General features: G+C 51.9%; 14 protein-coding genes. 3 read left to right on the top strand and 11 right to left on the bottom strand.

The genetic code is table 11. From position 1 onward, the window contains the following. Positions 1-165: 165 nt before the first annotated feature. From AB1I67_RS12005 to AB1I67_RS11995, 3 genes are all read right to left on the bottom strand, one after another. The gene (locus AB1I67_RS12005) at positions 166-1,575 is read right to left on the bottom strand and encodes a L,D-transpeptidase family protein (protein WP_367030113.1); all 1,410 of its coding nucleotides are present in this window, start codon (positions 1,573-1,575) and stop codon (positions 166-168) included. A gap of 157 nt (positions 1,576-1,732) precedes the next feature. Further along, the gene (locus tag AB1I67_RS12000) at positions 1,733-2,665 is read right to left on the bottom strand and encodes a calcium/sodium antiporter (RefSeq protein ID WP_367030112.1); all 933 of its coding nucleotides are present in this window, start codon (positions 2,663-2,665) and stop codon (positions 1,733-1,735) included. Positions 2,666-2,954: 289 nt separating this feature from the next. Further along, positions 2,955-3,530: a nitroreductase family protein gene (locus tag AB1I67_RS11995; protein WP_367030111.1), complete on the bottom strand. Its 576-nt coding sequence runs from the start codon at positions 3,528-3,530 to the stop codon at positions 2,955-2,957. Between the two features lie 199 nt (positions 3,531-3,729). Between AB1I67_RS11995 and AB1I67_RS11990 the strand changes: the two genes are divergently transcribed. Continuing rightward, positions 3,730-4,725, top strand: a complete 996-nt coding sequence (locus AB1I67_RS11990; RefSeq protein WP_367030110.1) for a spore photoproduct lyase family protein — start codon at positions 3,730-3,732, stop codon at positions 4,723-4,725. A 22-nt stretch (positions 4,726-4,747) separates the two neighbouring features. Here the strand turns inward: AB1I67_RS11990 and AB1I67_RS11985 are convergent, their stop codons facing one another. From AB1I67_RS11985 to AB1I67_RS11975, 3 genes are read right to left on the bottom strand one after another with little or no spacing between them, the layout of a single operon-like run. Further along, positions 4,748-5,713 (bottom strand): patatin-like phospholipase family protein, encoded by a 966-nt coding sequence (locus tag AB1I67_RS11985; protein WP_367030109.1) that lies wholly within the window; start codon positions 5,711-5,713, stop codon positions 4,748-4,750. A gap of 51 nt (positions 5,714-5,764) precedes the next feature. Next, the gene (locus tag AB1I67_RS11980) at positions 5,765-8,083 is read right to left on the bottom strand and encodes a hydratase (protein ID WP_367030108.1); all 2,319 of its coding nucleotides are present in this window, start codon (positions 8,081-8,083) and stop codon (positions 5,765-5,767) included. 56 nt (positions 8,084-8,139) lie between these two features. After that, positions 8,140-8,784 carry an RraA family protein gene (locus tag AB1I67_RS11975; protein ID WP_367030107.1) on the bottom strand — a complete coding sequence of 215 codons (645 nt, stop codon included), beginning with the start codon at positions 8,782-8,784 and terminating at the stop codon, positions 8,140-8,142. A gap of 207 nt (positions 8,785-8,991) precedes the next feature. Here AB1I67_RS11975 and AB1I67_RS11970 point away from each other — a divergent pair, with 207 nt between their 5' ends. Next, positions 8,992-9,903, top strand: coding sequence for a LysR family transcriptional regulator (locus tag AB1I67_RS11970; RefSeq protein WP_367030106.1), 912 nt, complete (start codon positions 8,992-8,994; stop codon positions 9,901-9,903). Here AB1I67_RS11970 and AB1I67_RS11965 read toward each other — a convergent pair. Beyond that, on the bottom strand, positions 9,869-10,609 hold the full coding sequence (locus AB1I67_RS11965) for an SseB family protein (RefSeq protein WP_367030105.1): 741 nt from the start codon (positions 10,607-10,609) through the stop codon (positions 9,869-9,871). The genes AB1I67_RS11970 and AB1I67_RS11965 overlap by 35 nt on opposite strands. Positions 10,610-10,756: 147 nt before the next feature. Between AB1I67_RS11965 and AB1I67_RS11960 the strand changes: the two genes are divergently transcribed. Then, on the top strand, positions 10,757-11,800 hold the full coding sequence (locus AB1I67_RS11960) for an acyltransferase family protein (protein WP_367030104.1): 1,044 nt from the start codon (positions 10,757-10,759) through the stop codon (positions 11,798-11,800). 14 nt (positions 11,801-11,814) lie between these two features. Here AB1I67_RS11960 and AB1I67_RS11955 read toward each other — a convergent pair whose 3' ends face one another. The 4 genes from AB1I67_RS11955 to AB1I67_RS11940 form a co-directional block, all read right to left on the bottom strand. Continuing rightward, positions 11,815-14,328 carry an ATP-binding protein gene (locus tag AB1I67_RS11955; RefSeq protein WP_367030103.1) on the bottom strand — a complete coding sequence of 838 codons (2,514 nt, stop codon included), beginning with the start codon at positions 14,326-14,328 and terminating at the stop codon, positions 11,815-11,817. A gap of 21 nt (positions 14,329-14,349) precedes the next feature. Beyond that, a complete protein-coding gene (locus tag AB1I67_RS11950; RefSeq protein ID WP_367030102.1) occupies positions 14,350-15,711 on the bottom strand; it encodes an extracellular solute-binding protein in 1,362 nt (453 codons plus the stop codon). Position 15,712: 1 nt separating this feature from the next. Then, the gene (locus tag AB1I67_RS11945; protein ID WP_367030101.1) at positions 15,713-18,538 is read right to left on the bottom strand and encodes a transporter substrate-binding domain-containing protein; all 2,826 of its coding nucleotides are present in this window, start codon (positions 18,536-18,538) and stop codon (positions 15,713-15,715) included. A 179-nt stretch (positions 18,539-18,717) separates the two neighbouring features. Further along, positions 18,718-20,037 (bottom strand): sensor domain-containing diguanylate cyclase, encoded by a 1,320-nt coding sequence (locus tag AB1I67_RS11940; protein ID WP_367030100.1) that lies wholly within the window; start codon positions 20,035-20,037, stop codon positions 18,718-18,720. Positions 20,038-20,075 lie beyond the last annotated feature (38 nt).

Here is a 20,075-nt window from a genome sequence, read left to right as displayed (position 1 = left end):
TGTTCATAGTATACCATATCTGCGCATTTTTTTCCTCTGGTTTCATAAAGATGTAAGATTTCTTTTTCTGGAAAGAAAGACAAAAAAGAACTTCTCTCACAGAAGCATCCGGATCAGGACGCATTCATGGGAGAAGCTCTTCTCTTAGGATTGTATCTGAAATTCTTAGTGGTAACAGATAACCGGGATTCCCTTATATACCATATCATAGAGGGCCGGTACCTTGGACGGCGGGAGATTCACGCAGCCGTGGCTTCCGCTGTTCTTATAGATGGTGCCTCCGAAGCTGCCCCGCCAGTTGGCGTCATGGAGGCCGATGCCTCCGTTAAACGGCATCCAGTAGGATACCGGGCTTTCATACTCGTAAGTCCCGTCCGCCTGCTTGGCTCCGCGGAGCACCCTGTCCCGCTCCTTGTAGGTCAGGGAATAGATGCCTGCCGGCGTATCGTAATTCTTCGCTGAATTGCCGGTCACACAGGGCGCATCCCAGACAACGGCGCCATCCTTTGTCATATAGACATGCTGTCCGGTCAGATCCACCTCCACATAGGTGTTTCCCCACTCCTGTGCCGTGTGGTCCACCGCCGAGGAAGTATATTCCGGTTCCCTCGACTGGCTCTCGCCGGTGCGGACCATGCCGATAATCGCATCGATCTCAGCATTCTGGTTCAGCTTCCAGCCATAAGGCCCGCTGACGCTCACATCCCTTCCGGTCGCTGTGCGGAAGGTGCGCGTGGTCCCTGCGGTGTTATACTTGTCCGCCAGGCCCTGCACATACGCTGCTACCTGGTCGCGGTTCAGCTCGATCTGCCCATCCTTTGTCCCGGTGATCCAGGAACAGATCGTCGCCGCATCCAGGATCTCGCTGTTCTCACCAAACAGATAGGTGATGTTCATATCCCGGCACCGGTTCATGGTGTCACACAGTTCTTTTAACTGGGGATCGTCCTTATACACCTGGATCTGATAATAACAGCCTGCCGCCTCCAGATCTACCTCTGTGCCTCCGGCTGTTACTGCGGCACGAACTGCTTCCGCCACCTTCTCCGGGTAAACGTTATTGCCCCTGACCTCCGGGACAATGGTAAAGGGCTGTCCTTCCTGATAAGCGGATACATGGGCATCGGCAGTCGTCACGATACTGGTTCCGTTTATGCAGTTCAGCTCATTGATCTTTGCCGTCAAAGCGTCGGCACTGAAAGTATTGGCCATCTCCACCCGGTGCCTGTTGTCTACATCGGGACCAGATGCCCTTCCTGTGGCATTCTGCTGGTTCAGTATCTCCTGTAGGAAGCCGTCGGGAATCCCTACTGTAAATCCGATATCCGGACCATTTATGTATTCTTCCCTGCCCCGCTCTTTTATCGTCAGTTTGTATTCGCTGGAGTAAAAGCTTCCGATGCGGCCTGCCGCCTCATCCACAGTCAGTCCTCCGATCCCCAGCCCATTTACGGAAGTCCCCTGTACAAATCTTGTGGTGTCCGCTTCGTCCGCCAGCGCCGTACCCGCCGCTGCCAGTCCAAACATCACCGCAAACACTGCACGGCAGATGTTTGCTTTCCATTTCTGATTCATGAATCAACCTGCTTTCTGACTGTACTCCCAGTCTTCGTTTTTCGGCGCTGTGCCGTGGGTACAGACCTTTATATTATAGGATGCAAACAGGCTCACGTCAAGACAGAGGTTTCTTCTTTTTCCACTTTTTCCACGCACTGCCAGATAAGCCTTTTTGCTATCTCAGCAGGTAAACAAAGTACCCTCCATAGCAGACCAGCATCAGAATGCCCGCAGGGCGCGTAAGTTTAAATCCGCGGCACACGCACAAAAGGAGCATTGCTCCCGCAGCGATCGCTACCGCCGTATCGATCAAAAATCCCGGCTGGAACACCACCGGCGTGATCAGGGCCGTGGTCCCCACCACAAACAGGATGTTGAAAATATTGCTTCCCACGATATTTCCGATCGCGATATCCGCTTTCCCTTTCATGGCGGCGGATACCGAGGTGAACAGCTCCGGAAGGGACGTACCCAGCGCCACGATCGTAAGCCCGATAAAACGCTCGCTGAGTCCCGCCGCTTGTGCGATTCCGGTGGCCGCGTCCACTGTCACGTCGCTGCCCCATACTACCAGCACCAGTCCAACCACGGCGATCGCCGCCATCTTCCATATGGGTGTCTGTTCCTGGGCCTCCACCACTTCTGTTTTATCCCGCAGGGCCATAAGGAATAAGTAACCCAGATACAAAAGGAACGCTGCCCACAAAATCACGCCCTCCCAGAAGCTGACTACATTTCCCGTATAGCCGAAGAACAACAGCATCCCCGTGATCAGCATCATATAAGGGATCTCATAACGCACCGTGGACTTTGCCACTGCCACCGAAACGATCGTCGATGTGATCCCCAGGATAATCAGGATATTTAATATATTGCTTCCCACAATATTTCCTATGGTGATCTCCGCATTCCCTTTGAGGGCCGCCGTGATACTGACCGCAGCCTCCGGAGCGCTGGTCCCCATGGCTACGATCGTAAGGCCGATCACAAGCTGCGGCACCCCAAACCGGTCCGCGATCCCGGCGGTACCGTCCACGAACCAGTCCGCTCCCTTCACCAGCATGGCGAATCCAACCGCCAGCATTCCTACCTGCAAAAACATTTCCATCTCAGTTCCTCCTTCGCATTCTGCGTAAATGTGCAGCAAAAAAGCGAGGCTTCTGCTGCAATATATCATTACAACAAAAGTCTCGCTGCTTAGTTACGAACCGGATCTTCCTGTACCAGGTAAAATCGTACTGACGGCCTCGTAAACATCCTGCCGGATGCCAACTACTCCCTTTTATATGTACAGCATATCAGATATTCCGAAAAATATCCAGAGCTGTCCCTGAATCTTAACACAGATTTTGCGCGCCTGATCCTGCATGCACAAGCTGCATTTAAAAGCCGGCCTGCTACAGGATCAGCTCCGAGAGCATCCGCTTGGGTACATGGTGGACATCCTTTTCATCCCGGTAATACTTGACGCTGCCGCCCTCCGGCGCATCCTCTAAAACCACCACCTCCGCAGGAGCGCCAAGGGCCACCACAAGATGGGGCGCCAGATGATCTGCAAGCCCCAGGCACTCCCTCACGCCTTCTTTATTAAAGCTTCCGATCATACATCCACCAAATCCCTTCTCTGCCGCCGCTAACAGCATGGTCTGCGCCACAATGCCCACATCCTTTAAAAAGGTTGTCATATTCTCGCTGATATGCGTATCCTGGCAGACCACAATGAAGGCTGTGGGGCACATGCCATCATAAGGCAGCTTCCTGTCTGTGATCGCCCCCGCCCACCTGGTCATCATCTGGATCTTATTGACATCATCCTGCTCCCAGGCCAGGTAATACTTGAGCGGCTGCATATTGGCGGACGACGGGCAGAGGCGGGTATACTCCACCAGTTCTGCCAGTTCTTCCCTCGTAAACCTCCGGCTTTCATCATACCCCCGGTAACTGCGGTTCTTTTTTAATAAGTCTTTTAACACGGCAAAGTCCTCCTTCGTCTGTAGTTCATCGCAACATATGGATTCCATCCTTTTACAATATATCATAACACAAAATCCGCAGAATGAAGAGGTCAAATTTACAAAAAGCTCCTGTTTCACATAAACGCCGCCCGTATGCACATACTATCACAAAAACCCGGGCTCCATCTGATCCAGGGGAGACGTGAAAGGGGAACTCATGAAATTTGAAGCAGTTTATTTTGAAGAAGCCAGCCTTTCCTACGAGCTGGGAAAGCAGCTGAAGGAAAAATTTTCCGACCTGCCATGGATTCCGGTGGAAAGCCACAATTCTATCAAAGAAATGCAGGAAAAAGAAAATGCCGAATTCGGCAGGATGAAACGCAACCTGATCATCGGCATCAGAAAAACTCATAAGTACACAGAAAACCATAAAGTATCCGACTATCTGGTCCCCTACACCTCATCGGGCTGCACTGCTATGTGCCTGTATTGCTATCTGGTCTGCAACTACAATAAATGCGCATACCTCCGTCTCTTTGTCAACCGGGAACAGATGCTGGACCGCATCATTAAAAAAAGTTCCGGCAGTGAGGCTCCTCTGACCTTTGAGATCGGCAGCAACAGCGATCTGGTCCTGGAAAATACCATAACCGGCAATCTTCTGTATACCATTCCCCGCTTTGCTGAGGAGGGCAGCGGTTTTCTGACCTTCCCCACAAAATTCCATATGGTGGACAGCCTGCTAACCCTTCCCCACCGCGGGAAAGTGATCTTCCGAATGAGCGTCAATCCCCAGCCGCTGATCAGCCGGATCGAACTGGGCACCTCAAGCCTGAAAAAGAGGATAGAAGCCGTAAACAGCATGTGCGAGGCCGGCTATCCCTGCGGCCTTTTAATCGCCCCGGTCATCCTGGTGGATGGCTGGAGGGCAATGTACACGGAACTTTTGGAACAGCTCCGCGACGGCCTGACTGAAAAAATGAAAAAACAGATGTTTCTGGAAATCATCCTGATGACCTACTCATATATCCACCGCGCCATCAACAGCGAGGCATTTCCCGCGGCGCCGGACTTATATGACAGCCAGCTCATGACCGGCCGCGGCAGAGGCCGCTACTGCTATCACCCACAGGCGCGGGCAGAGGCAGAAAGCTTCCTTCGCGCGGAGATAAAGCGGATCCTGGGAGATGTAAAGATCCTGTATATCAGCTAAAATACTATAAATAAGGCTCATGTCATCCGATTAAATCCCGGTATTTTGCCTTCCACCGCTCAAAATCCCAGGTTCTTAAAAATGCGTCCGCAGCATCGCAGCCATTTGCAAACAAAGCTTCGCTCTCCTCCTTAGTAATATCAAAATCCGTGCTGCTTATTTTCTTTTTCTTCTCCCCATCTTCTATCACAGTGGGGATCCAGATCGTCCGCGCATAGTCCCCCTGGGATACGTGATTGTTGTCAACCGCATCCAGACAGGTCGAGACGATGGCTTTCAGATAATCGGCCAGGTTCGGTCCCGCCTGACAAGCCTGGCTGCACAGCTCCTCCTTCCCATCCTGAAAACGGAATCCGAAGGTGGGCCGCACAGGGGCGGTAATCCCATTGTCCAGCGTCCACATCGGATGGTTGCTCAAAAGCCCGCCGTCCACCAGCAGATGCAGCCGGCCCCGGCGGTCCCGCATCCGGGCCGGTTCAAAAAACACCGGGATGCTGACGCTCATGCGCACAGCCAACGCCACCGGGAAATCTCCCGGATCCATGCCAAACTGTTCTGCGTCCCCCGGAAATACCAGCAGCCGCTTCTCCGTGACATCGCTGACCGTGATAAACAGCCGCCTTCCCGTCCCCGCCAGGTCGCGGAACGTGACGATCCCTTTCTTTTCCAGCATCCGGCTCATCCACATTTCCAGATAATCTGTATTATAGATCCCAAGAGTCCAGAGAAGGGACAGTATTTTTCCTGCTGCCCCAAAATGATCCACCAGGTCTTTTCCCTTAAAACGCAGATAATTCAGGGTTTCCATCTCCTGCTTCAGTTCCCCGCAGCGGTAACCAGCCGCCAGCAGGGCCGCCACAAACGCCCCGGCCGAGGACCCAGCCAGATCCACAAAACGGTAGCCCGCCTGTTCCATCCGGCAGGCTGCTCCCACATGACCGATCCCCCGTACACCGCCTCCTTCAAATACCCCGTTGCACAGCTTCATAATGCCCCCGTTGTCCTCTCTTACAAGAAGATTATGAAGGCCCGATCCGTTCTATGCCTTTCTTTCATCCCTGTAATAATTGATCAGGCAGCCGGAAAGCAGGATCTTCTTCTCGTCCTCCGTCAGGCTGTCCAGGGTACAGCAAAGGGTCCTCCGCTCCCCATCTGTCTCTCCTGCAATATCCAGGACCTGAACCTCCACGACGTCTGCGCCGCTCATAATAGCACGGTCCACATCCTCTATAAAAAGATATGCTCCGACCGGAAGCTCAAGCCGCTCCTCCGTGCGCAGAGGCAGGATGCCCCAGTTGATCAGATTGGAGCGGTAACGTTTGGTGGCATACTCATTGGCAAGATTGGCAAACCCGCCCAGCACCTTCTGGCAGCTTGCTGCCTGTTCTCTCGATGAGCCGTCCCCGATCTGGTCGCTGACCATAACGCTGCCCAGGGTAATGTCTGCAATATCACACATTTTCCGGGATGCAAGATTTTTTAACAGACTGTTCAATCCCAGATCCGAGGTTCTGCCGTCCTGTTCCCTGCGCTCCGCTTCCAGGCTCCGGACAACCTTTGCCCGGCCTACATAGTCCTTGTCCCGGCTGATCATCGTATATCCCGATATTTTTTCCGGGTTGGAGCGGAAGGAGGACGCCTCGCCGGACGGGATCAGCTCATCCGTGGTCACAGAACCACGATAGGAACCAGCCACTTTTAAGAGAAGGTGTCTGGTAAGGGGCTGCATCTCTGGCCAGTCCGCGATATTGGGGCCCATGACCAGCGCTTCCTCCGGGTCCCCTTTACCAAAATTATCAAAGACCTGGTTTTCGTATATCTTCCCTTCAAAATGGTGGTGGGCCGGACGGTACTCCACATCCAGCTCCGTTGCCGCAGTCAGGCGTCCGCCGTTTCGCACGGTAGCCGCTATGGAACGGGCGTCCATCAGGCAGGCCGCCGCCATCTGCCCCTGCCCCGGCTTGGAGCCTTCCCGGTTCGGGTAGTTGCGGGTCATATGGCGGATACTGACCTGGTTGTTGGCAGGCACATCCGTAACCCCGAAGCAGGGCCCGCAGATCGCCGGACGCAGAGTAGCGCCGCAGATGGCCAGCTCTCCTGCAATGCCCTGTTCCATTAAATCCGCCATCACCGGCAGGCTGGCGGGATTGATCCCCAGATTCAGCCCATTTCCAGGAATCCCACAGCCCTTTAAAATATCCGCCATGGCTGCAATATTCTCAAACATGCCGCCGCTGCACCCGCTGACCAGGGCCTGGTCCACGTAAAATTCCCCGTCCCTCATATGGGACATGATGGAAAATGGCTCTCCTTTATCCCCCTTTATCTTCCGCCCCTCTTCCTCTACTTCCAAAAGGATCTCCTCCATCCGCTCCTTAAACTCCCTGATCGGCATGGCGTTGCTGGGGTGAAACGGCAGGGCGATCATACACTCCACCCGGGAAAGATCGATCTCGATCAATCCGTCATAACAGGCGCCCGGCTCCGGTTTTAAGGCATGGTAAGTTTCCTTCCTGCCATGTTCCTTAAGATACTCCTCCGTCAACCCATCCGTACACCAGATGCTGGAAAGGGCGGCGCTCTCCGTGGTCATCACATCGATGCCCATGCGGTACTCCATGCTCAAGTTCCCGATACCCTCTCCTGTAAACTCCAGGATCTTGTTCTTGTTAAAATTGTTTTTAAAGGTAGCCGCCACCAACGCCAGGGCCACATCCTGGGGACCGACGCCGGGGCGGGGCGTTCCGGTCAGCTTCACCGCAATGACCGGGGGATATGCCAGGTCATAGGTCCTTCCAAGAAGCTGCTTTGCCACCTCGCCCCCGCCTTCGCCGATCCCCATGGTTCCTAGGGCGCCGTACCGGCTGTGGCTGTCGGAACCCAGGATCATCTTCCCGCAACCTGCCATCATCTCCCTCATGTACTGGTGCAGCACCGCACGGTAGGGCGGGACAAAGATACCGCCGTACTTTTTCGCATTGCACATACCGAATACATGGTCGTCCTCGTTGATCGTACCTCCCACTGCACACAAAGTATGATGGCAGTTGGACAGCACATAGGGGACCGGAAACTCTTTGATCCCGCTGGCCCGGGCGGTCTGGAGGATGTTCACGTAGTTGTTGTCCGGGGACACCAGCGCGTCAAATTTCAGTTTGAGCTGCTCCATATTGCCGCTGTGATTGTGGGCTTTCAAAATCCGGTACGCCATTGTGCGCTTTTTTCCGGTCTCCCACTCCGCGCAGGCGCTTCCCGCAGAATTGGCCTCCCTTAAGCTGTCTCCCGCCTGTGCCTGATCAAACGGGACAAATTCTCCCTGTCCGTTTAAGATAACCCTTTGATCTGTTAGTTTTATCATTTTATCCACCTCATCCTTTTTTATAGCTTTTCACAGCTTTCTGCACCTTTTTACGGTCACTGCATCTTAATCCGCGGTATCACGGTTTTCGTGCGCCGCATTTCTTCCAGTACACGCGCCTGCGCCTGACGTTTTTTCAGCGCCCGCTCCATAATAGCTTTTGCATCCTCCGGCGCAAATACTAAGACGCCGTTTACGTCTCCCACCACCAGATCGCCGGGGCAAACGGCAACTCCGCCGCAGCTCACCGGCACATTCACCGCTCCGGCCCCGCTTTTGGCCGCCGTGCCGCAGGTCAGCCCTTTGGCAAAAACAGGGAATCCGGCTTCCTCGCAGCCCTCCAGATCCCGGAAGGCCCCGTCGATCACCACTCCTTCCAGCCCTTTCATGGCGGCGCAGACGCTCCTGTGATCCCCCCAGTAAGAGCTGTCACAATTGCCTTTTCCTGCGATCACCAACACATCTCCAGGCTCAGCACTTAGGATAGCGTCCGCCACGATCGCCCCTTCCCCCAACGGCACATCCACCGTCACCGCAGGTCCCGCGATCCTCACCCTGCCGGTCCGCAGTTTGATCCGGTAATCCATGGCATGATAAACCCCTGCGCCGTCGCACAGCTCCGGCACCGTAAAGGTTTTCAGCTTTTCAATCAGTTCCCGTGAAGGCCGCTCCGGCGCTTTTCTCCCATTTTCATCACACATAATACTCTGCTTTCCTCCTGATCCTCCATAAAGGCCCTGCCGTTTCCCGGGGCAAAATGTTCCGGCAGAATGGTCTGGCAAAGCCTGTCTGTATGTAATCATAACTTGTCTTGACATCATTGTAAAATGGAATTATATTATACTTATCTATTCAAAAACGGAATAAATAATAATTCATAGCAGAAACCACAGAAAGCGGGAAAAGACATGAGAATGACCGACTGGAACTTGATCCAGACATTATATGAATGCCGCAGCCTCACAAAAGCTGCCTCCCTCCTCTACCTGACCCAGCCCACCCTGACCAAGCGTTTGCAGGCCATCGAGGAAGAACTGGGCGTGACCATCGCGGTCCGCGGAAAGCAGGGAGTGTCCTTCACGCCCGAGGGAGAATACCTGGCAGTCAAGGCCGTACAATTTAACAATATGATGCAGGAGGTAAAGGAACATCTCATAAGCTTCAGCTCCCAGCCAGGCGGCGTCCTTACCCTGGGCGCGCCCAATTCCATGGCGCGTTTTGCGATCCCGGAGCTGCTGCAGGAGTATCGCCGCCTGCGTCCCGGCGTCCAGTTTGATTTTATAACCACCCAGAGCAGCCATGTGTGCCGCCTGGTGGAACAGGGTAAAGCGGATCTTGGATTTATCAACGGGGAGATCCCGTTTCAGGGAAAACGCCTGCTCTATAAGACAGAGCAGGCGTATATTGCCAGCAGTGAGGCGCTGGATATGGATCATTTGGAGAAATATACTTATATCACTTACATTAAAGATTCCTACACACAGCAGATCATCGAACAGTGGTGGAACGAGCACTACTACACGCCCCTTCCCCGCGGGCTGACGGTGCGGCACGCGGACATCTGCAAAGAAATGATCTTAAAGGGCCTGGGCTACACGGTGTTCTTCGCCTGGGATTACATGGCGGACTATCCCCAGTTCATCCACCCGCTCTGTCACCGGGACGGCAGCCCGCTGCTCCGCAACACCTGGCTTATATACACGGAAAATTCCATCCGCAAGCCGCAGGTAGATGATTTTATACGCTGCATCACAGCTCACGCCGCTGCCGCGCCTGAACTGTCCCTCAATCCGCCCGGCTCACAGCCAGGGGCAGATTGACTCCCATGATGTTTAAGATCACGCCTCTTGCCGTCTTATCCAGGACCTTTGGGATCTGATCCGCTTCCACAATGACCGGGCGGAACTGATCCTCATGATTAAAGCGCTTAAACTCCAGGGCATCCGTAAAGACAGGCTGGTATTTCTCCCCGTCCTTCATCTTGACCATGGGCGTGCCCTGCCCGTCCTTCTGAAGGGCGAAGATAAAGCTGGCCTTCTTAAAATGGGACGCCAGCTCTTCCTGCAGCTCCGCCAGCCGCTTCGGCGTATCCTCATCGGACTGGGTCCTCAGCTCCTGGGCAAAATACAGGGCCGTCAGATGCAGCTCCGGGTTCTCCACCCAGACCGATCCGTCCGGCATCTCCTTTTTGTCACGCCGCTTCACGATCTCCTCAAGCTGCACCAGGGATTCCTCCCCGCCATAACAGATCTTAAGCGCATTGACCCCCATAGTGTACAGGTTTGTAAAGAACAAAAGCATCTGCCGGTTCCCCAGCTTTAACACCGTCACCGGGATCTTCTCCCCTGCCAGCTTCTCAGCCTCCGCCTTAGCCGCTGCCTCCTCAAAAAACATCATCACCTCATCGTCGTAGGTTTCCTCATCACACACCACATAGGGCCCGCGGGTGCAGCCTGAGATCAGGACAAAAAGCTCGCCTTCCTCGCTGCCGATCCGTTTTACCAATTCCATCTTTCCATCTATCATAGTCGGTTCTCCTTTATCTTTCCATGAAGTACCTTCCCATTATACAGGGTTTCTCCGGCTTTTTCAACTGATACCCGTATGGACTTTTTTCCCTTCTTTCTGTATAATAGGAAAAATGAGTACACAAAAGCTGAAAGGAGTTTTACCATGGAAGCCTCCGGCAGAGCACGAAGAACAGAGATTGACGTGGCAAAAGGATTTGCGCTGTTTTTAGTTATATTCGGACATATTGTAACCATGCACCACACCTTATTCAGGTGGATCTTTGCGTTCCATATGCCCGCTTTTTTCTTTCTTTCCGGTATGACCTTCCGGCCGGAAAAATACCCGGACTATGGGACCTATATAAAAGACAAGGGGAAAAGGCTTCTGATCCCCTATTTTGCCATCACCTTCGGGGCCATGTTCATCTGCATGCTCCGCCCGGATTACCGGCTGCCCATACTGGCGGACGGCTGGCGGCATCAGCTCAAATGGATCTTTTACTATACCCAGCCCCAGAATCTGTACGTGGGACAGATCTGGTTTCTGGTGGCGCTTTTTGTGGCGGACTTGATCGCCCTTTTCTGGATCCGCGTATTTGACCGCAGACCGCTCCTTTTCAGGTGCTACAGCCTGCTTCTTCTGGCAGTGGCCGCCGTACATATCCGCCGGATCTTCCCTTACCTTCCCATCGGCGAGCGGCTGCCCTGGAAGATCGACAGCGCCCTTAGCGCCTCCGTCTTCGTCATCGCCGGGTATTATTTTAACCGCTATGATATGCTAAAAAGGCTGAAGCCCGCGGCCTTGTTCCTGATCCCGGTATGCACCTGGCTCAGCTTCTGGTTCGGGCCGCAGCTCAGTTCCTACGTGAATATCTGCGACTGCTCCTACAGCCAGACGCCTTACTACTATGCCGCTGCATTTTCCGGCATTATGGCTTTATTGTTCGGCGCCCAGCTCTGCCAAAACTTCCGGTTCTGGCAGTTTGTGGGCCGCTATTCCATGCCCCTCTTTGCAGGCCAGACCTTTGCCATCTACTTCCTTGTGGAATTGTATGCCAAAGTTACCGGGATCACTCTCATCCCGCTGGAGACCATGCCGGGTAACCTGGCAAGCCTGGCCCTGGCGATCGCAACTCTTGCCCTGATGCTGGCTTTTGTCTATTCCTGGCATCTTTGGAAGGGACATAAATGGCAGCAGTCCAAATGACTGCTGCCGTTGTTTTAATATGATCTTTCCTCCATCTTCTCCATCAACACCTGATACAACCGCGGCAATTCGATAGGTTTGCCGATATGGGCGTCCATACCCGCATTCTTGGCAGAAAGGACATCTTCTGCAAACACATTTGCCGTCATGGCGATAATCGGGATGGTCTTCGCCTGCGGATGTCTGCAGGCACGGATTGCCCTGGTGGCTTCATACCCGTTCATGACAGGCATCTGAATATCCATTAAGATCGCATCATAATACCCCGGCTCCGAGGAGGCAAACTTCTCAAACGTCTGCTTCCCATCCTCTGCAGTCTCCACCTCCGCGCCATAAGTGCTCAACATTTCTACCGCTATCTCCTGATTGATGGCGTTGTCCTCCGCCAGAAGGATACGTCTGCCAGTAAAAGCAGCTTCATCCCATTCCATAATCTCGAAAACAGCCTGTTCTGCCTCCCCGCCTTCCTGTGTGTGCAGATCCAGATCCACCACAAAAGAGGATCCCTGGCCCGGAACGCTCTCCAGGGCAATCTGACCGCCCATGGCGGAGATCAGGTTTTTCGTGATGGCCAGGCCCAGACCGGTTCCTTCGATCTGGCTGACCGTCATGTTGTCTGTGCGTTCAAACGGAGTGAAAATATACTTCTGCGCCTCCGGTTCGATACCAATGCCGTTGTCCGTGACTGTGAACCGGAAAAAGGTAGAATCTGCACGCTGCTCCCGCTCCCACACAGTAAACGATATGGTTCCGCCATCGGGAGTAAATTTCATTGCATTAGAAAGCAGATTCATAAAAATCTGGTTCAGGCGCAGCGTATCTCCTATCAATCCCGGATGGCTGATGTCAATAATAAAGCTCAGGCTTTGCCGCTTCGATTCACATTGCGGTCGTATAATGGCTTCCAATCCTTTTAGAAGTTCACGAAGGTCGAAGGGCTCGCTGACCAACGCCAATTTACCGTTTTCAATCTTGCTCATGTCCAGTACATCGTTAATGAGTCCAAGCAAATGTCTGGAAGAAATCTCAATCTTGCTTAAGCAGTCCAGCACCCGTTCCGGATCGTTCACGTTGCGTTTTGCTATGGCCGTCATCCCTGTAATTGCGTTCATCGGCGTGCGCATCTCATGGGACATGTTGGAGAAAAAGCTGCTTTTTGCAGCATTTGCCTGCTCTGCCGCAACCACCGCAGCTTCGATCTTCTCCTGGTCATTGTGCTCCTGGGTCACATCCGTAATGGCATAGATGCATTTGGCATCGCCGCTCAGACGAAACGGGCAGATCAGCACCTTCAGCCACATGTCCTGGAGCAGGCAATCGTTATAGGCGTGCAGTTCCCGCTGGCACCTCTCCTTCGGCCATGGCTCCTCCAAAAGCGACTGCAGCCTGTCTCTGAATTCACTGGCCTGTCCCTGCCTTTCTTTATGTAAAAATGTTTCAGCAGGAATGCCTAACACCCGCTCACTGTTTTCAAACACATAGTCCGGCACAGGGCCTTTATCGTTGAGAATATAAATAACCGTATCCGTATTCTCCGAAATGGCCTGATAGATACTAAGTAAAAACCGGTCATTTTCCTGCCTCCTTCTCTGCATGGACCAGTAGAAATAAACACCGGCCGCCAGAGCTGCCACGACAACGCCGATGATAACAGCAGCCATAACCATAGAGGTCCGGATGATCCGCATCCCATCCTGCTCCACCGCACTTAAAGAAACCACTGTGACAAACTGCCAGTCCTTTCCCCCGTCAAGGGGTGCGAAACAAAAGAGCTGTTCCTGTCCATCCACCTGAAAGACCACCGATCCGGTGGCCCCTGCATCCAAAGTCTCAACAAAACCTTTGACCTTCTCAAAAGAATTATCCTTATTGACCAGGAGATCTCGGATATTCTGATAGACCTGCTCATAGCTGTAGCGGATCGGCGGAACAATGATCTGGCCATCCCGCCCCAAAATATAGCTGTACCCTTCTCCGAGATAGGTCGTCTCACCGCAGGCCCTCTGTATAGAGTCAGCAGACAGACTGGCATAGAGCGTATACTCATCATTAAGAACCGTCCCAAATAGCAGAAGACGGTCGCCATCCACGCCAATCAGAGGATCAGACATGGCAAAACCGTCGGCTTCCACCTGCCGCGCAAATCCAGCCGGGATTCCCTTTAACAAATAGGCCTCATCTGTACCGTACAGCGCCTGGCCCTGCCGGTCCATGATCGTTAGTCCGCGGAGCAAATCGTTCTCAAACCGTTGCAGCACATCAGCCTCCATCCGATCATCCTCCACCGCGTTAAGCGTAATAGCCAGATTGTTAAGATTCCGTTCCGACTCCTTTAAAATCGCCACAAGCATCTGGCTTTTGCTGTTTGTAATCTCCCGGATCACCTGGACAGTGGTACTGCGCACATTGGAACGTATGCTTTGGATGGCTGAGATCCCGATTATAAATGCTCCTGTTAAAGAAAGAACAACCATGGTGATAAACAGAGGATTCCAACGGCGGTAACTGCCCGGTATCTCTTTATACACAATAAACTCTCCTTCCTTTCATCAAGGATAACTGGCATCCACAGCCTCAAGCTGAATGCGGTCATATTCTGCTGCAGCTTCCTCCGGCGTAAGTCCACCGATAATATCCAGACACAATGTCCGGATCGTTCCCCAATAATCAAAACGGAGCGACATGTCTTCAATGGGGATCTGTCCGGGTGAACAGAAGTCATTATAAACCGCCTGCAGACTGGGGTTTAAATCAAATTCCTCATTTTGGAATACCGGCAGATCCCCCTTGGTCCCCCTGTTCAACTCGTTCTTTTCATGGACGGTCAAATATTCCAGCACTTCCAGAGACTCAGCCACATGCTGTCCTCCGGCGTTGACGCACAGACGAGTACTGATGGCAGGCAGGCTTACCGTGCCATCCGGCAGAGCCGGAATGCCCTGCATAATATATTCCAATTCCGGCGCATACATCTCAATATCAGGCTCCTTACTGGTAGTAAATACTGTAAAAGCCACTTTTCCACCCCTGAAATTCTCCCAGTCAGTGCTGTTGGCCTTAATACTATCCACATACTCTGCTGTCAGACCGTCACCGTAGTACCCCTTGTCCACCAGTTCTTTAAAGAAACGGAAACCTTCCAGCATATAATCGCCAATCTTAATGCTGCCGTCGTTGAGACCGGCGATGATCTCTTCCTTATTCTCAGATTGGTATATAGGATAAAGTCCCCTCGCCATAGCAGGTACTGTCATGGCGTACCACCGGTTGATTCCAATGGGCGTTATCCCGTTTTCTTTAAGGATCGCGCAGCAGTTTAAGAATTCCTCTTCATTTTGAGGCGGCTCCAATCCATACTCCCGCAAAAGCCCCACGTTGACACAAAGTCCATACGCGGTCATTTTAGTAGGAAGGCAGTATGCCGTACCATTTACAACTGCCTGCTGCCGGGCTGTATCATTGAGTTCCTGAAAAACAGGCTGATCTGAAAGGTCATAAAAATAGCCTTTTTCATTGAACTCCTTGACCATATCCGCATTCACTATAAACAAATCCACATCTTTTGGGTTCTCCAGCCGATTTCTCAGCGCCTCATTATACCCCTCCGCAGTGGAAAGGCCGCTGGCCCGGATTTCAACGGTATCACTCTGGGCGTTGTAATCAGCGATCATCTTCCGGTAGAGACTGGCGCCGGAACCCTCTACTCCATCGATAGCAGTAAACAGATTGATCACGATCTTCTCCGGTTTCTTAGACGCCAGTTGTAAATCATTGGGCTCTCCGGCCTTCCCACAGCCGGATAAAAACGTCATCAACAGAGAGATTATAGTCAACATGACGCTGCAACGTTTTCTCATCTTCATAACCAGCCTTCCATTGTTCTTGTTCTCTGCCCGCATCTCAGCCGCCATCTCATATATCCTGCGGCTCCCTCACACTGCAAAGCACTTCAAACAGCTTTGTTACATCGATCGGCTTAGATAAAAATCCACTCATCCCGGCCTTCATCGCGTCCTCCTCATCCTGCTTAAAAGCATTCGCCGTCATGGCGATGATCGGGATCCCAGCAGCATCCTTCCGCTCCAGGGCACGGATCGCCCGGGTCGCCTCCAGGCCGTTCATCTCAGGCATCATGATATCCATCAGGATCACCTTGAACTCGTCCGTACCGCTGTCTTTAAATACCTCCAGGGCTTTCTTTCCATTATCTGCCCTGACAGCCACAGCTCCCTGCATGGAAAGCATCTCCACTACAATCTCTGCATTCAGGTCATTGTCCTCTGCCACCAGGATCTTCACACCATCCAATATTTTTATATCTGGTCTGAGCAGCATATCCTGCAGATTTCCTGTAGATTCTTCACTCCGGCTGGATGCCGGCGAATCATCTTTTTCAAGAGTTACCGTAAAATAAAAATCGCTGCCCATTCCCGGCTCACTATCCAGCTTCAGACAGCTTCCCATAGCCTGGACAATATGATAACTGATCGCCAGACCCAGCCCTGTCCCCTGGGATTTGGCCACATTGGAACCAACCTGCTCAAAGCTCTGGAAAATACGCTCCTGATCCTTCTTTTCGATACCGATCCCATTGTCAATGACATGGATCGTAAATACAGGTCCCGCTTCTGCCACCGGCTCCTCGGTCACACAAAGCCGGACAGTTCCGCCCTCCGGAGTAAACTTAAAAGCATTAGACAGCAGGTTCAAAATCACCTGCCGAAGACGTATGGCGTCTCCTGCCAGACCATCATCCCGAATGTCCTTTTCCAGCCAGAACCTTATCCCTCTGTTTTTTGCCTCTGCCGTCATCATACTCTCAATATCACCAAGCAACCGGCCCATAGAAAACGGTTCCCTGGATATTTCCATCTTCCCACTCTCAATCCGGCTCATATCCAGGATATCATTGATCAGGCTTAACAGATATTTGGAGGAGGATTTGATCTTCTCTAAATTCTCCCTGGCATTTGACGGCAGGTCGTCCATCATTTCTATCAGATCTGTGAATCCTACGATCGCATTCATGGGGGTGCGGATCTCATGGCTCATCCGCGACAGGAATTCGCTCTTTGCCCGGTTATCCGCTTCCGCCTTCTCCAGCTCGTTGCGCATACGGACCGCACGGATCCGGGAGCGGAAGATCAGGATGACCACGAACAGGATCATCGCCATAAACACCACAACCACAGAAACTGCAAGCGTTGGATTGCCGTAAATAATACTGGAAAGCGTCATCTCAGATGCAGCGATGGATACGATGTTCCGGCTGCTGATGGTCGCCTTCTGCTCCTCTGTCAGGCTGTTGAGCGCCTTGTTCATGATCGTGAGAAGCTCCGACTTCGCAGGCCTCTGAAGCGCGAAACAGATCTCCTGGCTGTCATTGATCAGGTTTACCTGCACCAGATTGGAGTAATTTTTCTGCTGGATGATATACTCCAGATGAAATGACAGGCCATAATAAAAATCCACCCTGCCCCGGTTTACATCCCTCAACGCTTCGCTTGTATCCACGTAATATTCCACATGGTCCGCAATGATATTCTTAGGGAAGGTCCTCCCTTCCATCACAGCTCCCGTAAGCCCCTCGTCCGGATAACCCGACTCCTTGTTGCGCACCAGGATACAGTCCAGATCCACATAGGGCTGAGACAGCGCAAGACCGTAAAATGCAGCATCCTCATCAGTACCGGCGAAAAATCCCATCATATCCGCCTCTCCCCGCTGCATTAGCTCCAGGGCCTCCGCATAACTGTCACCATACACATAGGTAAATTCCAATCCGGAAAATTCCGATACTGCTTCCAGCACATCCGGCACCAGGCCTTTGTGCCCGTCTTCGTTATTGAGACAGAACAGAGGATGCCAGTCCTTTGGGACTGCAACTGTTACCGTCTTCTTCTGAGCAACATACTCCTGTTCCTTCTCATTGAGCACTCTTGCACCACTGGTCACTGCCTCAAAATTCTCAGCATACACCTTTGCTGCAAATTCAGGGTCCGCATCATAGATCCGCTGCAGCGCCATGTTAAGCTCTGTCAGGGTCTGCTGGTCTCCCGGCATGGCAACGATATAAAACGGCTGGGAATCAAAGGAAACCACAAGCTGAACATCCTCCGTGGCATCCGAGCTGTTCCCCATAAGCAGATCCACCTCGCCGCCCTCCAGCGCAGGCTTTAAAGACCCCCACCTTGTTACATCATCATAGCTATAATAACGCAGCTCACAGTCCAGGCCATTGATCCCTAAAAACTCCTTAAGACGCCGTATATTCTCCGTAGCACGATCATATACGCCGATCACCTTTCCATTGAGCGTTCCCAGATCATAGCTCCTCACACTGTCATCGTCCCTGCGCGCCATCAGAACCTGGCGGCTGTAACCGCAGTTGTAATCGGGATAAGCCATATATTTTTCCAGGCCTTCCAAATAGTAACTGCCGCCTATCAGATCAAACTTCCCCTCTGCACAATCCTCCAGCAGGGTATCGCTGTTGGTCTCTATATATTCATACTCCCAGCCGGTATACTTGGAGATCTCCTCCAGGAAATCCACAACAAGCCCATAACGCGTCCCATCCGGCGCCGTCATGGTGAAGCCCTCCACCTGCGGAAATGCCACGCGGAGAGCTTTTTGTCCCTCCTCGGCTGCCCCGGATATCACTGTAAAAAAAGACAACAATACTGTAAGTACCGTAATGACCATAAATTTATATCGAAAGCTGAATCTCTGCTTCATATGACTACCTTTCTGCTGACCGGATCTATGTACAGACTCATCCTGAGCTGAGATATATCCTTTTTGCACCATTTCCGGCCTTTCACCAAAATGCTCAGATAATCCCTCTTCACATTATATCGAATGTGAAAAATAAAAGCAACCGGATACAACATATTGATGTCTCCTATCGCCCCATCTCACCTGTTTTTCATAGCATACATATTCCTGTCCGCCTCCTGAATCAGCTTTTCTATATCCGACTGATCTTCCGGATACCGGGAATACCCGCAGCTTATTCCCGGATACAATACAATATCCGATACGGTAAAAGGCGTGGAGATCTGCTCCACGATCCGCTCTGTCAGAGCATGATAATATGTGGAGGGATTTGTTCCTGCCACTATGATAGAGAATTCGTCCCCTCCTATGCGGAACAGTATGTCGTCTTTTTTAAGGCAGCCTTCGATCCGCGCCGCCACCTCCACAAGAAGCCTGTCTCCCATATCATGTCCATACTGGTCATTCACTTCTTTAAATTTATTTAAATCCAGATAAAAAACGCCAAATGCCTGCCTGCATTCATATAGCTGCTTTATTGTTGCCATAAAGAAACGGACGTTGTATAAACCGGTAAGTGAATCTGTGTTTGCCAGTTCCGTCATCTTTCTTTTTTGCTCGAGGATCGTAAGCCCTCCATAGGCCAGTAATACAAACAGCGTATTTAAGATCAGGGCTATCATGCTCTCCATAACTATGTTTTTCCATGAGACCCATCCGCTTTTAGGGCGCAGGTTCAAGTACCAGGTTCCATTTGGAACTGTGATCGCACCCTTGATGGCATCCGGCATGTCCCTGTCTGTGTTGCTGGTAATGACCTGGATCTCCCCATTTTCAGGTCTTATTTTGAATATCTGATAGAAATAGCCCCGGGACGATAAGGTTTCCAATTCTGCTTTATTAAATATTTCCGGCACATTTAATACAGCCACACTGAACCCCCAAAAAGCAGTCCCATTTTGTCCATCCTCCAGATAAATGGGATTTCTGGCCACCAGGCCAGTGCCCCCCTGGGAAAGCTCATACGGTCCTGACAGAGTCATCCTGCCGGTATCCCTGGCATACCCGGCATCCTCTTTTCTGTCCGGATGGTCAAAAAGGCTGCCGAATGCACTTTCGTTGCCCTCCAGCGGATACACATAGGTCACGATTCCATCCGGCGCCAACTGCAGACAGCGGATTGCAGGGTCATCATCATATAAACGCTCCGCGATCATCTCAAAATCTGTAACCGTGCCATGGTTATTGACTACGATCATTTCAAGTATTTCTGCATTTAACAGCCGGGAATCAATCGCATATTGAACCTTACTGATCTCACTGATCATGACATATCCCGCCTGCATGACCGTCCTCTTTTTCTCTGCTCTTGCCAATAGGAATATGATAAGGGCAGACAACGGAAGCAGGATTAAAAATATGGCGGTTATCGTCCGTTTTTTCTTTTTGTCATCTGACATTCTATAGTTCTCCCTAATAAAATCACCTGAAAATCCCA

This window comes from Clostridium sp. AN503, assembly GCF_040719375.1.
Taxonomy (GTDB): domain Bacteria; phylum Bacillota; class Clostridia; order Lachnospirales; family Lachnospiraceae; genus Brotaphodocola.
The sequence above is the reverse complement of the archived record's forward strand: the minus strand, read 5'-3'. Positions and strand labels throughout refer to the sequence as shown.